Annotated in this window: 13 protein-coding genes; 11 read left to right on the top strand and 2 right to left on the bottom strand. The window is 36.6% G+C overall.

The annotated features are described in order from the left end of the window. The first annotated feature begins 260 nt into the window (after window positions 1-260). From dxs to ACW0JX_RS20295, 7 genes are all read left to right on the top strand, one after another. Window positions 261-2,153, top strand: a complete 1,893-nt coding sequence (gene dxs, locus ACW0JX_RS20325; protein WP_000366452.1) for a 1-deoxy-D-xylulose-5-phosphate synthase — start codon at window positions 261-263, stop codon at window positions 2,151-2,153. Between the two features lie 3 nt (window positions 2,154-2,156). Next, window positions 2,157-2,996 (top strand): TlyA family RNA methyltransferase, encoded by an 840-nt coding sequence (locus ACW0JX_RS20320; RefSeq protein ID WP_000111872.1) that lies wholly within the window; start codon window positions 2,157-2,159, stop codon window positions 2,994-2,996. Window positions 2,997-3,138: 142 nt separating this feature from the next. Then, window positions 3,139-3,588, top strand: coding sequence for an arginine repressor ArgR (argR, locus tag ACW0JX_RS20315; protein WP_001032580.1), 450 nt, complete (start codon window positions 3,139-3,141; stop codon window positions 3,586-3,588). Between the two features lie 264 nt (window positions 3,589-3,852). After that, a complete protein-coding gene (gene recN / locus ACW0JX_RS20310) occupies window positions 3,853-5,592 on the top strand; it encodes a DNA repair protein RecN (RefSeq protein ID WP_000947734.1) in 1,740 nt (579 codons plus the stop codon). 118 nt (window positions 5,593-5,710) lie between these two features. After that, entirely contained in the window at window positions 5,711-7,009 is a 1,299-nt protein-coding gene (gene spoIVB / locus ACW0JX_RS20305) for a SpoIVB peptidase (RefSeq protein WP_063548618.1), read from the top strand. Window positions 7,010-7,296: 287 nt separating this feature from the next. Continuing rightward, on the top strand, window positions 7,297-8,091 hold the full coding sequence (gene spo0A, locus ACW0JX_RS20300; RefSeq protein ID WP_011110369.1) for a sporulation transcription factor Spo0A: 795 nt from the start codon (window positions 7,297-7,299) through the stop codon (window positions 8,089-8,091). Window positions 8,092-8,343: 252 nt separating this feature from the next. Continuing rightward, the gene (locus ACW0JX_RS20295) at window positions 8,344-8,907 is read left to right on the top strand and encodes a PRK06770 family protein (protein WP_459245033.1); all 564 of its coding nucleotides are present in this window, start codon (window positions 8,344-8,346) and stop codon (window positions 8,905-8,907) included. 239 nt (window positions 8,908-9,146) lie between these two features. On the opposite strand, the gene ACW0JX_RS20290 is transcribed toward ACW0JX_RS20295, so the two are convergent. Next, the gene (locus tag ACW0JX_RS20290) at window positions 9,147-9,293 is read right to left on the bottom strand and encodes a YycC family protein (RefSeq protein WP_001247671.1); all 147 of its coding nucleotides are present in this window, start codon (window positions 9,291-9,293) and stop codon (window positions 9,147-9,149) included. Window positions 9,294-9,343: 50 nt separating this feature from the next. On the opposite strand from ACW0JX_RS20290, the gene ACW0JX_RS20285 reads away from it, so the two are divergent. Beyond that, window positions 9,344-10,072 carry a glycerophosphodiester phosphodiesterase gene (locus ACW0JX_RS20285; RefSeq protein ID WP_459245032.1) on the top strand — a complete coding sequence of 243 codons (729 nt, stop codon included), beginning with the start codon at window positions 9,344-9,346 and terminating at the stop codon, window positions 10,070-10,072. 49 nt (window positions 10,073-10,121) lie between these two features. Here the strand turns inward: ACW0JX_RS20285 and ACW0JX_RS20280 are convergent, their stop codons facing one another. Then, window positions 10,122-10,355: a DUF2627 domain-containing protein gene (locus ACW0JX_RS20280; RefSeq protein ID WP_001190211.1), complete on the bottom strand. Its 234-nt coding sequence runs from the start codon at window positions 10,353-10,355 to the stop codon at window positions 10,122-10,124. Between the two features lie 137 nt (window positions 10,356-10,492). On the opposite strand from ACW0JX_RS20280, the gene ACW0JX_RS20275 reads away from it, so the two are divergent. The 3 genes from ACW0JX_RS20275 to ACW0JX_RS20265 all read left to right on the top strand — a co-directional run bounded on the left by ACW0JX_RS20275 (window position 10,493) and on the right by ACW0JX_RS20265 (window position 14,795). Further along, window positions 10,493-12,565, top strand: coding sequence for a sigma 54-interacting transcriptional regulator (locus ACW0JX_RS20275; RefSeq protein ID WP_459245031.1), 2,073 nt, complete (start codon window positions 10,493-10,495; stop codon window positions 12,563-12,565). Window positions 12,566-12,760: 195 nt separating this feature from the next. Next, the gene (yqiS, locus tag ACW0JX_RS20270; protein WP_000764675.1) at window positions 12,761-13,660 is read left to right on the top strand and encodes a phosphate butyryltransferase; all 900 of its coding nucleotides are present in this window, start codon (window positions 12,761-12,763) and stop codon (window positions 13,658-13,660) included. Between the two features lie 34 nt (window positions 13,661-13,694). Then, on the top strand, window positions 13,695-14,795 hold the full coding sequence (locus ACW0JX_RS20265; protein ID WP_000171355.1) for a leucine dehydrogenase: 1,101 nt from the start codon (window positions 13,695-13,697) through the stop codon (window positions 14,793-14,795). The last annotated feature ends 36 nt before the right edge of the window (window positions 14,796-14,831 follow it).

Genomic DNA, 14,831 nt, shown 5'->3' with positions numbered 1-14,831 from the left:
GATATAAATGTAGGAAAAGGTTTTTCTTTTCTTGTTATTGGCAAAAATATATGTAGATTACATTGCCGTTATCACTTCGTGTTAGCGGCTATTTTTTTCATCGCCTAAAGAAATATGGTTTATAATAGGATTAAGGCGCAATAGACTGGTTAATAGCGGGACAAGACGAAAAATAGAAAAGAGAATTTCTTGTTTTGTGTAAATGTTTTTTATAATATTTGACATGTTGACAGATTATGAAATGAAAGTGAGTGATCCATGTGGATCTAACGCAAATTCAAAACCCTAGTTTTTTGAAAGATATGTCTATCAGTGAACTAGAGGGATTGAGTGAGGATATTCGTAAGTTTTTAATTGAAGAGCTCTCTCAAACAGGTGGACATATTGCACCTAATTTAGGTGTAGTAGAACTCACAATTGCTCTGCACAAATTATTTGATAGCCCGCAAGATAAATTTTTATGGGATGTAGGACATCAATCCTATGTACATAAAATTTTAACTGGACGCGCGAAAGAGTTTGGTACATTAAGGCAATATCAAGGTCTATGTGGTTTCCCGAAACGTTGCGAGAGTGAGCATGATGTATGGGAAACTGGTCATAGCTCGACTTCGTTATCGGCTGCAATGGGAATGGCTCTGGCACGTGATTTAAAGAAAACGAAAGAATATGTTATACCAATTATTGGAGATGGTGCTTTAACAGGTGGAATGGCCTTAGAGGCATTGAACCATATTGGACATGAAAAAACAGACATGATTGTTATTTTGAATGATAATGAAATGTCAATTGCACCAAACGTTGGTGCGCTTCATAATGTACTCGGTCGTTTACGTACCGCAGGAAAATATCACTGGGTAAAAGATGAGTTAGAGTATATATTAAAGAAAATCCCAGCAGTTGGCGGGAAAGTGGCTGCGACAGCAGAGAAAATAAAAGATAGTCTTAAATATTTACTAGTATCTGGTGTCTTTTTCGAAGAGTTAGGCTTTACATATTTAGGTCCAGTCGATGGGCATGATTATGAAAAGTTATTCGAAACGTTGCAATATGCAAAGAAAACAAAAGGCCCAGTACTTGTTCACGTTATTACGAAAAAAGGAAAAGGTTATAAACCGGCTGAGAGTGACGTTATTGGAACTTGGCATGGAACAGGACCTTATAAAATTGAATCAGGTGACTTCGTTAAGCCAAAAGAAGTTGCACCAGCATGGAGTGCTGTCGTTAGTGAAACAGTACTTAAGCTAGCGAGAGCGGATGAGCGTATCGTAGCAATTACACCTGCAATGCCTGTTGGATCAAAACTTGAGAAATTCCAAAAAGAATTCCCAGATCGTATGATTGATGTAGGTATTGCAGAACAGCACGCTACAACAATGGCAGCAGGTATGGCAACGCAAGGAATGAAGCCATTCTTAGCAATTTATTCGACATTTTTACAAAGAGCATATGACCAAGTTGTTCATGATATATGCCGCCAAAATTTAAATGTTTTCATCGGAATAGATCGCTCGGGATTAGTAGGAGCAGATGGTGAAACGCATCAAGGCGTATTTGATATCTCATTCTTACGTCACTTGCCGAATATGGTGCTTATGATGCCGAAAGATGAAAATGAAGGGCAACATTTAGTTTATACGGCGATGCAATATGAAGATGGACCAATCGCATTGCGTTATGCTCGTGGTAATGGACTTGGCGTTCATATGGATGAAGAATTAAAGGCGATTCCAATCGGTACGTGGGAGACGTTAAAAGAGGGTACACAAGCAGCTATTTTAACGTTTGGTACGACAATACCAATGGCAATGGAAGCAGCTGAGCGTCTTGAAAAAGCTGGGGTTTCAGTGAAAGTAGTGAATGCTCGCTTTATTAAACCAATGGATGAAGCATATTTACATGATCTTCTAGGGAAGAATATACCGATTTTAACGATTGAAGAAGCTTGTTTAATCGGTGGTTTTGGAACAGGAGTAGTTGAATTTGCATCTGAAAATGGTTACCATAGTGCATTAGTTGAACGAATGGGTATTCCAGACCGCTTCATAGAGCACGGAAGTGTAACAAAATTATTAGAAGAAATTGGTTTAACGACAGATGCTGTTGTAGACCGTATTCATACAATGATTCCATCAAAACAAAAAAGGGCGTAACAAATGAGCGTAAAAAAAGAAAGAGTAGATGTACTATTAGTAGAGCGAGGACTTATAGAAACGCGTGAGAAAGCAAAGCGCGCCATTATGGCCGGACTCGTATATGCAAATGAGATGAGACTTGATAAGCCAGGAGAGAAAATCTCGCAAGATACTGAGATTACGGTGAAGGGACAAGTTATGCCGTATGTAAGTCGTGGTGGTTATAAACTTGAAAAGGCATTAGAGACATTTCATCTTGATTTACAAGATAAAGTTATGATAGATATTGGTTCATCAACTGGTGGCTTTACAGATTGCGCGCTTCAAAATGGAGCGAAATTATCTTATGCATTAGATGTAGGATACAATCAACTAGCGTGGAAATTACGTCAGGATGAGCGTGTTGTTGTAATGGAACGAACAAACTTCCGTTACGTGACACCAGCAGACTTAGAACGTGGTTTACCTCAATTTGCAAGTATTGATGTTTCATTTATATCATTAAAGCTTATACTGCCAGTTTTAAAAACAATGCTTATGCCTAACGGAGATGTAGCAGCGTTAATTAAACCGCAGTTTGAAGCTGGAAGAGAGCAAGTTGGGAAAAAAGGTATAGTTCGTGATAGAAAAGTACATGAAGCTGTTGTAGAAATGATTGTCGATTTTGCTTTAAAAGAGGGCTATGATGTGGAAGGTTTAACATTCTCACCAATTACGGGTGGGGATGGTAATATTGAATTTTTAATTCATCTGAAATGGCATGGTGAACGTGAGAATGGCGAAAATCATTCTCCGATTTCTATAGAGCAAGTTGTTACAGAAGCGCATGACGTTCTAAAACAAAAAGGGAAAGGGGAATAACATATGTTGTTCCTCTTTTTGCTGTAATTGTATAATGATTGTAAAAACAATTGTGTACAAGAAACGAATTATAAGTTAACATAAATAAGTGAAGTATACCAATGTTTAAACTATGGTAAGAGATAGTGTGAGGTGCAAATGTATGAATAAAGGTCAGCGCCATATTAAAATCAGGGAAATTATTGCAAACAAAGAAATTGAAACACAAGATGAATTAGTTGATATTTTACGTAATGAGGGATTTAATGTAACGCAAGCAACAGTATCGCGCGATATTAAAGAACTGCACTTAGTGAAGGTGCCATTACATGATGGGCGCTATAAATATAGCTTGCCAGCAGATCAACGATTTAACCCGTTACAAAAATTAAAACGAAATCTAGTGGATTCATTTGTAAAATTAGACACGGCAGGACATATGCTTGTGCTAAAAACATTGCCTGGTAACGCTCATTCACTTGGAGCACTTATTGATCATTTAGAGTGGGATGAGATCATCGGAACCATCTGTGGTGATGATACTTGCTTAATTATTTGCCGTACACCTGACGATACAGGTGTTGTCTCTGATCGTTTCTTAAATATGTTGTAACAAAAAATCTTGTTTGCTTTCCATCGTAAAGTGGGAAGTGAACAAGATATTTTTATTGGTCAAAAATATGATTTTTCAATTGTAATATAATATTTTGTTTGCATAAAGTTAGAAAATAGATGGATTGACCCGTAAAACAAATGTTTGGTACAATGAAGCGGGTTAGAAGAGTATATACATACAAATATATAGCATGATTATTTGAATGAAGAACTGAGAAAATCCTTTAGTAAGGGATTATTTTATAACGAGGTGAATGGGGCATTGTTATCGGAATTATCGATTAGAAACTTTGCTATTATTGAAGCATTAAATATTTCTTTTCAAAAAGGTTTAACGGTTTTAAGCGGTGAAACAGGGGCCGGAAAATCGATTATTATTGATGCGATTAGTTTACTTGTAGGTGGCCGTGGGTCAGCAGAATTTGTTCGATATGGAACAGAAAAGGCTGAGATTGAAGGGCTGTTTTATGTTGAAGATGATAAGCATCCATGTATTGAAAAGGCAGAAGAGTTAGATATAGAAATAGAAGATGGCATGATTATTTTAAAGCGTGATATTGCTGCGAACGGGAAGAGTGTATGTCGTGTAAATGGGAAGCTTGTTACACTTAGCATATTAAAAGAAATTGGGAAAACACTTGTTGATATTCATGGACAGCATGAAACGCAAGATTTAATGAATGAAGAACGACATCTGTTTATGCTTGATCACTTTGATGGGGATCGAATCGTTAAACAACTAGACATATATCAAAACGTATACGCTGACTATGAAAAATTAAAAAAACAATTGAAATCGTTAAGTGAAAATGAACAACAGATGGCACATCGCTTAGATTTAATTCAATTTCAGCATGAAGAAATTCGCAAAGCCGATTTAAAGATGGATGAAGAAAATGAATTAACTGAGGAACGATTGCAAATTTCTAATTTTGAAAAGATTTATAAAGCATTAGGTGATGCATATCGTTCATTGAGTGCTGACGGACAAGGATTAGATAATGTAAGAAGCGCAATGGGACAAATGGAAAGTATTACACATTTAGATGAAATGTATCAAGAGAATCATGATTCAATTGCAAATAGCTATTACTTATTAGAAGAGGTTGCATATCAACTGAGAGAAAAGCTCGATATGATGGAATATGATCCAAATCGTTTAGATGAAATCGAAACACGTTTGAATGAAATTCGTATGCTAAAGAGAAAATATGGAAATACTGTAGAAGAGATTTTAGCGTATGCAGATAAAATTGAACAAGAAATATTTACAATTGAAAATAAAGACGTTCATATTGAAACGACGAAGAAACAGTTGAAGGAATTAGAAAGTGTTATTCTGAAAGAAGCAACGTTGTTAAGTAATATGCGTCATGAGCTTGCAGAACACCTTACAAATGCAATTCATCAGGAATTAAAAGAATTATATATGGAAAAAACGAAATTTGAAGTGAGAATTATGAAGAGAGAAGGAAATGCAGAAGAACCCCTTGTGGAAGGTGCACCGGTAAGACTTACGGCAGATGGTTACGATCATGTGGAATTTTATATTTCGACGAACCCAGGAGAGCCGCTAAAACCACTTTCAAAGGTTGCTTCTGGCGGAGAGTTATCTCGTATCATTTTAGCTTTAAAAAGCATTTTTTCTAAGCATCAAGGGGTTGCATCTGTTATTTTTGATGAAGTGGATACGGGTGTAAGTGGCCGGGTCGCACAGGCTATTGCTGAAAAAATTTATCGAGTATCAGTAAACTCGCAAGTACTTTGTATTACGCACTTACCTCAAGTAGCTTCAATGGCAGATTCGCATTTATTTATTCGGAAACAAGTAGCGAATGATCGGACAATTACATCAGTTACTGTTTTAACTATGGAGGATAAAGTAACAGAAATAGCTCGAATGATTTCTGGTGTGGAAATCACAGATTTAACGACGGAGCATGCGAAAGAATTACTTACGCAAGCGCATCATTTTAAACAGACAGCAGAGGCTATCCAGTAATGGATAGCTTTTTTTCTCAAATGACGATTTCTTAATTCTTCCGGTTATAAATAAAGCATTGCAAGGAGAGATTAAAAAGTGAAGCCAAGAGGCTGAATGTGGGGTAGGAGCGAGGAGAGTGAACAAGTTGAAATTAGAAAAATTTCGAAAAATAATAGGTCTTTGTCTCCTTGTTTCTTTAGTTTTTATTGGATGTTTTAAACCGCTTCGAACGTTTATTTCATCACCGAAACAACTTGTTGTTTTTGAAGGACAACAATCAGAAATATCATCATTACCAGTTTTCAAAGCTTCATCCACAAATCGTCATGTATTTACAGTGAGTTCGAATGAACAAAAACAAGGACTTATGGTAAATTCTCATCAAAATGGTGAAGCTGATATGGTATTTCAGCTTGCGGGTTTTCCAGTGAAAAAAGTAAATGTGAAAGTGTTAAAAGATTTTAAAGTGATTCCAGGTGGACAATCAATTGGTGTGAAATTAAATACAAAAGGTGTACTTGTTGTAGGCCATCATTTAATTCAAACTGAAAAAGGTAAAATATCTCCTGGTGAAACAGCAGGTGTACAAATTGGAGATATGATTACTGAAATTAATGGTAAAACCATTGAAAGAATGAGTGATGTAGCACCGTTTATTCATAATAGTGGAGAAACAGGTGAACCGCTTAATCTTGTATTGCTAAGAGATGGAAAATATATTCGCACGAAGCTAACGCCGCAAAAAGACAATGGTGAAGCGTCTTATCGAATTGGCTTGTATATCCGTGATTCGGCAGCTGGAATTGGAACGATGACATTTGTTCATCCGGATTCTATGAAATACGGGGCGCTTGGTCATGTTATTTCTGATAATGATACAAAAAAGCCGATTCAAGTCGAAGATGGACAAATTATGCGCTCGACAGTTACATCAATTGAAAGAGGCAGTCATGGGAATCCAGGCGAGAAATTAGCAAGATTTTCACCAGATCGTGAAGTGATTGGCAATATTACAATTAATAGTCCATATGGTATTTTTGGAAAATTAAATACGAATATGAAAAACGGTATAATGGATAAAGCAATGCCTATCGCATTATCTCATCAAGTAAAAGAAGGACCGGCAAAAATATTAACAGTTATTGATCAAGATAAAGTAGAAGCGTTTGATATTGAAGTCGTTAGTACAGTGCAGCAAAAATTCCCAGCTACAAAGGGTATGGTAATAAAAGTAACAGATAAACGTCTATTAGCGAAAACGGGCGGTATCGTACAAGGAATGAGTGGAAGTCCAATTGTACAAAATGGAAAAGTAATTGGTGCTGTTACACATGTATTTGTAAATGATCCAACATCAGGATATGGTGTTCATATTGAATGGATGTTACATCAAGCTGGAATTAATATTTATGATCAAGAGAAAAAAGCGAGCTAATACATATTAGCTCGCTTTTTCTGTTGAAAAATTCGTTGAAATTTTGTAAAAGCTCCGCAAGAGGTGTTTTTTGTTGTAAAATAAAAGAAAAGGGTTGAACGTTTCGTTGTATTTCTATGATGGAATGTGTTGCGAAAGGGAATAAATGAACGATAAACATATTTTTTTGTGATTTTATCGGAAAGTAAGAAACTTTAAAAGGGAATTTTCACACAATTGTCGAACAATTCATGTAGCCTAGAAGGATACACATGTCGGAGAATCGATTCGGTAAGGGAGGAAAAGCTGTGGAGAAAATTAAAGTATGTCTTGTGGATGATAATAAAGAACTAGTATCAATGTTAGAGAGCTATGTAGCTGCTCAAGATGATATGGAAGTAATCGGTACTGCTTATAATGGTCAAGAGTGTTTAAACTTATTAACAGATAAGCAACCTGATGTACTCGTTTTAGACATTATTATGCCACACTTAGATGGTTTAGCTGTATTGGAAAAAATGCGACATATTGAAAGGTTAAAACAGCCTAGCGTAATTATGTTGACAGCATTCGGGCAAGAAGATGTGACGAAAAAAGCAGTTGACTTAGGTGCCTCATATTTCATATTAAAACCATTTGATATGGAGAATTTAACGAGTCATATTCGTCAAGTGAGTGGTAAAGCAAATGCTATGATTAAACGTCCACTACCATCATTCCGATCAGCAACAACAGTAGATGGAAAACCGAAAAATTTAGATGCGAGTATTACGAGTATCATTCATGAAATTGGTGTACCCGCTCATATTAAAGGATATATGTATTTACGAGAAGCAATCTCCATGGTATACAACGATATCGAATTATTAGGATCGATTACGAAAGTATTGTATCCAGATATCGCAAAGAAATATAATACCACAGCAAGCCGTGTGGAGCGAGCAATTCGTCACGCGATTGAAGTAGCTTGGAGCCGTGGGAATATTGATTCTATTTCGTCCTTATTCGGTTATACAGTATCCATGTCAAAAGCAAAACCTACGAACTCTGAGTTTATCGCAATGGTTGCGGATAAGCTGAGACTTGAACATAAAGCTAGCTGAGAGTAGAAGTAGCAATGGGTTTTCGTTTTAGTAAAACCGATGTATTCTGGAACGCTATACTCGATATTAATTTTAAAACGAATAAACTTTTTAATGAAAGACCAATGAATGTTATGATTCGTTGGTCTTTTTATTTTGTTGAGAAAAAGAGATTATTTCATACCATGGAAAATAAAACCTATTTTTAGTAATATTACATATAAGTGAGTTTTTTATAAGGTAATTAAATAGGTATAGATAGGGAGAAGGGGAATGAAAAATAAAATTTTAACTTGGTTAGGAATAGTAGCAGCTATGGGAGTTCTTGCTGTAGCAGTTACATTTGGAATGTTAGAACTTGCCGATAATCCAGCAGATAAAGAGGTAAGTGCTCAAATAGACAAAAAAGAAGACCAAACGATAGTAGGTAGAGAGGTAGATGGAATCTTTGTTGATGTGTATGTTACTGAAAATTCTACTGAAAGCGAAGTCATTACAGCGATGCATCACATGACTCATCAAAAAGTGGTGGCAGAACGAAAATCGGGCTCTATCCCAATGGTTCAAAATAATGCTAAAAAGTTAAAAGAAATCATAAATAAGAGTAGCTTTGCGAAGAAAAATGAGCTATTAGCAATTGCTGATAGATGGGTGAAAAAAGATTTTAGTAAAATTGTAGAAGATCACAATTATTTCTCGGATGCTCAAGAAGATAGCGTTTGTAAAGCAACTAGAGCAATGGATGCGTTAGAAGAGCAACATTATATTTTAACTACATTCGGGGAGGAAAAGGCGAAAGAACTATACGAATCAGGGGATGCTCCGCACGTTCAATAAAAAATAATATAAAGGCTTTCTAGTTTTGTATTATCGTGTTTTAAGGATGCAATGGGGACTTATAAATAAATAGTCTGCTTTCTTTATGACTTGTAACAAAAAAGAAAAGATATGATTCATTATTAAATGATGAAGGAACGGCTAAATTGCACCGAAGTACATCTATTAAAGAATTTTAGTAGGGAAAGTATCCATGGTATAATGGAGGGAAATAAAAAGCCCTGCAAAACAGGACTGTATTATTCTTCGTCTTTATTTTGTTTTTCTAATTCAACTAGCTTTTGAATTAAAATGTGCTGTGGCATATGCATGAGTTGTTCAAGTGGAACACCTAGTGCTTTTGATAAGCGGACTGCAGTATCTGGAGAAATTTGTAATGGTCTCATAGAAGTACCTCCTTTTTCGTATAGTATAGCATAAGATTGGGGGAGTGAGGATGACTCTTATATTTGCGCATCGTGGTGCGGCTGGAACGTACCCAGAAAATACAATGATTTCATTTGAAGCGGCTGAGTCTTTTAGAGCGGATGGAATTGAACTTGATGTTCAATTAACGAAAGATGGAAAAGTTGTCGTCATCCATGATGAAACGGTGGACCGGACAACAAATGGAAAAGGTGCGGTTCGGAATTATGTATATGAGGATTTATGCATGTTAGATGCAAGTTATAAATTTGGTGATAAAGTAGGGTTTTGTAAAATACCACTTTTAGAAGAGGTATTAGAATGGCTTGAACGAACGAGTTTGCTACTTAATATTGAACTTAAAAATAATAAAATTCCATACAGAGGTTTAGAGGAAGAAGTTATAACGCTTGTACGGAAATTTAGTTTAGAGGATCGCGTTGTATTTTCTTCGTTTAATCACTACAGTATGAAACGGTGCCATATGATGGCTCCTGATATTCAAACAGCTATTTTATATCGCGAAGGTTTGCATAGTCCGTGGGCATACGCGAAAAAAATGGGAGCTACAGCAGTACATCCGAATTATCGTTACCTTCAAGATGCTATTGCCGAACTAACGATGGAAAGTGGTGTAGAGGTTCGCCCTTATACAATTAATGAAGAAACGCTTATGCGTAAATATTTTGATATGAATATATCGGCGATTATTACTGATTACCCTGAAACGGCAAGAACGTTGTTGTCAATAAAAAAATGAGACCGCGTGTAACGGTCTCATTTTTTTATTTATAAATAGTGGGGCATTCCTATCTTCTAAAGCGAGCTTGTACTTTATTTCGTTTACGGTCTCGGTGCAAGACAAAGCCACCGAAGATATAAAACCCGAGCCCGAAGCAGAGAGCGCCGATTAAAAATTGTAACCACAGTATAGAGATTGGTGGAAATAGAATCCCGAATACAGTATCTCTCATTAACTTTATACCAAACACAGCTAATGAAATAGGGATGAGTGCTAATAGTAGAGCAACGTAACGCTGCATACATAACTCTCCTTTTTAGATTATTTCGTATATTTTAATGATGTTATACGGAAAGGGGGTTTGTCAAGAGGGTGCTGAACGAGTAAGATAAGGGTGTGAAAAAATTTGCAGAGTTACTTCGAGAGGAAGTGTAATATATGAAACAAAAAGTATTAATTGTTGGTGCAGGTGAAGGCGGGAGCGCACTGCTGAATCTGTTACATAATTCGAATATATTTCAAATTATAGGGATTATTGATATAAATCCGTTGGCAAAAGGATTACAAATTGCTAAGGAATATGGAATTGCAATTGGAGAAAGTGTAACTCCATTTCTTTCTATGCATATCGATGTAATATTTGATATGACAGGTGAAGATGATGTACATAAAGTTTTATTGGAAAAAAAGAAAAAAGACACTCTTCTTATACCAGGTGATATTGCAAAAATTGTTACAGGATTAGCGCATGAGAAGGAAGGGCTAATTGGGCGGTTAGAGGAACAAACGCAACAAGGAGAATTAATTTTAAATTCTACGCATGACGGCATGATCGTAATTGATCGAGAGGGACAAGTTCGTCTTTTTAATAAAAGTGCGGAGCGTATTATCGGATATAAAAAAGAAGAGGCGATAGGAAAATATATTTTAGAAGTCATTCCCACTAGTAAATTACTTCGCATTATACGTACGAAACAAATAGAAGTAAATTATGAACTAACATTAGAGAATGGAAAGAAAATTATTACAACGCGTATACCGATATTAAAAGAAGGCGGAGAGGTACAAGGGGCATTTGCAATTTTTAAAGATATAACAGAAGTTGTAGATTTAGCGGAAGAAGTTACAGACTTAAAAGAAATTCAAACACTATTAGAGGCAATTATCAACTCATCTGAAGAAGCGATTTCGGTTGTGGATGAAAAAGGAAGAGGTTTAGTCATTAACCCGGCATATACGAAATTAACGGGTCTAACAGAAGAAGATATTATTGGGAAGCCTGCTACAACTGATATTGTAGAAGGCGAAAGTATGCATATGAAAGTACTTCGAACGCGTCGTGCGGTGCGCGGAATACATATGAAGATTGGGCAAAAAAAGCGCGATGTAATTGTAAACGTAGCGCCAGTTATTGTGGATGGAATATTGAAAGGAAGCGTTGGCGTTATCCGTGACGTGTCGGAAATTCAAAAGTTAACAAATGAATTGAATAGAGCAAGGCAAATTATTCGCACATTAGAAGCAAAATATTCATTTGATGATATTGTCGGAAATTCAGATGAAACAACGGCAGCTATCGAACAGGCGAAGCTAGGAGCGAATACACCAGCAACGGTACTGTTACGTGGTGAATCTGGGACTGGTAAAGAATTGTTTGCACATGCAATCCATAATGGAAGTAATCGGAAATACAATAAATTCGTCCGTGTAAACTGTGCGGCCATTTCGGAGACGTTGTTAGAAAGTGAATTATTTGGTTATGAGGAAGGGGCGTTTTCTGGAGCGAAAAGAGGTGGGAAACGTGGGTTCTTTGAGGAAGCGAATAACGGTAGTATTTTTTTAGATGAAATAGGGGAGTTATCTGCAAATACACAAGCGAAACTCCTTCGTGTATTGCAGGAAAAAGAAATTGTAAAAGTTGGTGGAACGAAAGCGATACCCATTAATGTTCGAGTAATTGCAGCGACACATGTGAATTTAGAAAAGGCTATTCTAGAAGGGAAGTTTAGGGAGGATTTATATTATCGATTAAATAAAATTCCAATTCAAATTCCATCTCTTCGTCAACGTAAAGGAGATATACCGAAAATTGCGGACAGGTTGATTCAAAAAATTAATCAAGATTATGGTCGTAATGTAGAAGGGCTCACTGATTCAGCTATTTTATATTTACAATCATACGAATGGCCAGGAAATGTGAGAGAACTTGAAAATATTTTAGGACGAGCGATTATTTTTATGAATTATAACGAGATCTATATTGATGTACAACATTTACCGCCATTACATAATGAAGAGCAGGTGGAGTCAAAGCAATCTCATTTATTACCTGAATTAGAAGAAAAGCCACTTGAACATTTAGTAACAGAGTTTGAAGGGAATATTATTCATGAATATTTGGAGAGATTTGATGGGAATAAAACACAAACTGCAAAAGCGTTAGGAATTTCCGTTCGAAATTTATATTATAAGCTAGAAAAGTATGACCATGCAAAAAATGGCATGCAATAAATTGCGTACCGTGCAATTTATTGCATGGTATACAAAAAGCGACAAAATAAGACAGAATCTTTTGTTATTTTCCAAAGTATTGATTTTACTGCATTTTGAATGCGTTTTCATTATTGGTAAGACCACTTTTAAAAGTTGGCACGGTATTTGCTTTATAAATAGACGAGGGACGACGGAAAGGGTTGATTACAAAATATGAAGTTAGAATACTTAATTGATCAAGCAGCGGGACAGCCTAAAAAAACTGTAGCTGTAGCAGTAGCTGAAGATCATGAAGTAATTGAAGCTGTAGCGAAAGCAATTAAATTACAGCTAGCTCAATTTCGTCTATATGGAAATCAAGAAAAAATAATGGGGATGCTACAAGAACATGGTTTACAAACTTCAGAACATGTTGAAGTGATTGCAGCAATGTCTAATGCAGAGGCTGCAGAACTTTCTGTTAAAGCTGTGAGAAATGGTGAGGCAGACGTGCTTATGAAGGGTAACATCCCAACAGCGAATATTTTGAAGGCTGTGTTAAACAAAGAGTGGGGCCTACGTAAAGGTAGCGTACTTTCACATGTAGCAGCATTTGAAGTTCCAAACTATGATCGTCTTATTTTCGTTACAGATGCAGCGATGAACATCGCACCTGATGTAACACAAAAAGCTGCTATTATACAAAATACTGTAGAAGTTGCCCGGGCAATAGGAATCGACTTGCCAAAAGTGGCACCAATTGCAGCAGTAGAAGTTGTGAATCCAGCGATGCAGGCGACAATTGATGCAGCGATGTTAACACAAATGAATCGCCGCGGACAAATTAAAGATTGTATCGTTGATGGACCACTTGCTTTAGATAATGCAGTATCACAAATTGCAGCAGAGCATAAAGGCATAGTAAGTGATGTAGCAGGTAAGGCAGACATTTTACTCGTCCCAACGATTGAAGCTGGAAATGTGCTATATAAATCACTCGTATACTTTGCGGATGCAAAAGTAGGAGCAATGATTGCTGGCGCAAAAGCACCGATTGTTTTAACATCTCGTGCTGATTCAGCAGAAACAAAAGTATATTCATTAGCATTGGCAGTTGCGACTGCTTCAAAATAAACCAAAAAGGGTAAAACATTAGGGGGAAACGACAATGACATTAGAAATCTTCGAATACTTAGAAAAATATGATTATGAGCAAGTAGTATTTTGTCAAGATAAAGAATCTGGTTTAAAAGCAATTATTGCAATTCATGATACAACACTTGGACCGGCTCTTGGTGGAACAAGAATGTGGACATATGATTCTGAAGAAGCGGCGATTGAAGATGCATTGCGTCTTGCAAAAGGGATGACATACAAAAACGCAGCAGCTGGTTTAAACTTAGGTGGTGCGAAAACAGTAATTATCGGTGATCCTCGTAAAGATAAGAGCGAAGCAATGTTCCGAGCACTAGGACGTTATATCCAAGGACTAAACGGACGATACATTACAGCTGAAGATGTTGGTACAACAGTAGATGATATGGATATTATCCACGAAGAAACTGACTTTGTAACAGGTATCTCACCATCATTCGGTTCTTCTGGTAACCCATCTCCAGTAACTGCATACGGTGTTTACCGTGGTATGAAAGCAGCTGCAAAAGAAGCTTTCGGTACTGACAATTTAGAAGGAAAAGTAATTGCTGTTCAAGGCGTTGGTAACGTAGCATATCACCTATGCAAACATTTACACGCTGAAGGAGCAAAATTAATCGTTACAGATATTAATAAAGAAGCTGTACAACGTGCTGTAGAAGAATTCGGTGCATCAGCAGTTGAACCAAATGAAATTTACGGTGTTGAATGCGATATTTACGCACCATGTGCATTAGGCGCAACAGTTAATGATGAAACTATTCCACAACTTAAAGCAAAAGTAATCGCAGGTTCTGCAAATAACCAATTAAAAGAAGATCGTCACGGTGACATCATTCATGAAATGGGTATTGTATACGCCCCAGATTATGTAATTAATGCAGGTGGCGTAATTAACGTAGCAGACGAATTATATGGATACAATAGAGAACGTGCACTAAAACGTGTTGAGTCTATTTATGACACGATTGCAAAAGTAATCGAAATTTCAAAACGCGATGGCATAGCAACTTATGTAGCGGCAGACCGTCTAGCTGAAGAGCGCATTGCAAGCTTGAAAAATTCTCGTAGCACTTACTTACGCAACGGTCACGATATTATTAGCCGTCGCTAATCATTCATATATAACTTTTACAAAAGGTGTGGTTAC

This window comes from Bacillus sp. C-3-6 (genome assembly GCF_054509685.1).
Note: the sequence above shows the minus strand (reverse complement) of the source record. Positions and strands in the feature narration are given on the sequence as shown.

Bases quoted from the DNA above. Each gene is read 5' to 3' on its own strand.
- ACW0JX_RS20275 (WP_459245031.1), top strand. From the start codon at position 10,493: ATGAAACAAAAAGTATTAATTGTTGGTGCAGGTGAAGGCGGGAGCGCA.
- ACW0JX_RS20265 (WP_000171355.1), top strand. From the start codon at position 13,695: ATGACATTAGAAATCTTCGAATACTTAGAAAAATATGATTATGAGCAA.
- argR (WP_001032580.1), top strand. From the start codon at position 3,139: ATGAATAAAGGTCAGCGCCATATTAAAATCAGGGAAATTATTGCAAAC.
- ACW0JX_RS20295 (WP_459245033.1), top strand. From the start codon at position 8,344: ATGAAAAATAAAATTTTAACTTGGTTAGGAATAGTAGCAGCTATGGGA.
- ACW0JX_RS20320 (WP_000111872.1), top strand. From the start codon at position 2,157: ATGAGCGTAAAAAAAGAAAGAGTAGATGTACTATTAGTAGAGCGAGGA.
- ACW0JX_RS20290 (WP_001247671.1), bottom strand. From the start codon at position 9,293: ATGAGACCATTACAAATTTCTCCAGATACTGCAGTCCGCTTATCAAAA.
- ACW0JX_RS20280 (WP_001190211.1), bottom strand. From the start codon at position 10,355: ATGCAGCGTTACGTTGCTCTACTATTAGCACTCATCCCTATTTCATTA.
- ACW0JX_RS20285 (WP_459245032.1), top strand. From the start codon at position 9,344: ATGACTCTTATATTTGCGCATCGTGGTGCGGCTGGAACGTACCCAGAA.
- yqiS (WP_000764675.1), top strand. From the start codon at position 12,761: ATGAAGTTAGAATACTTAATTGATCAAGCAGCGGGACAGCCTAAAAAA.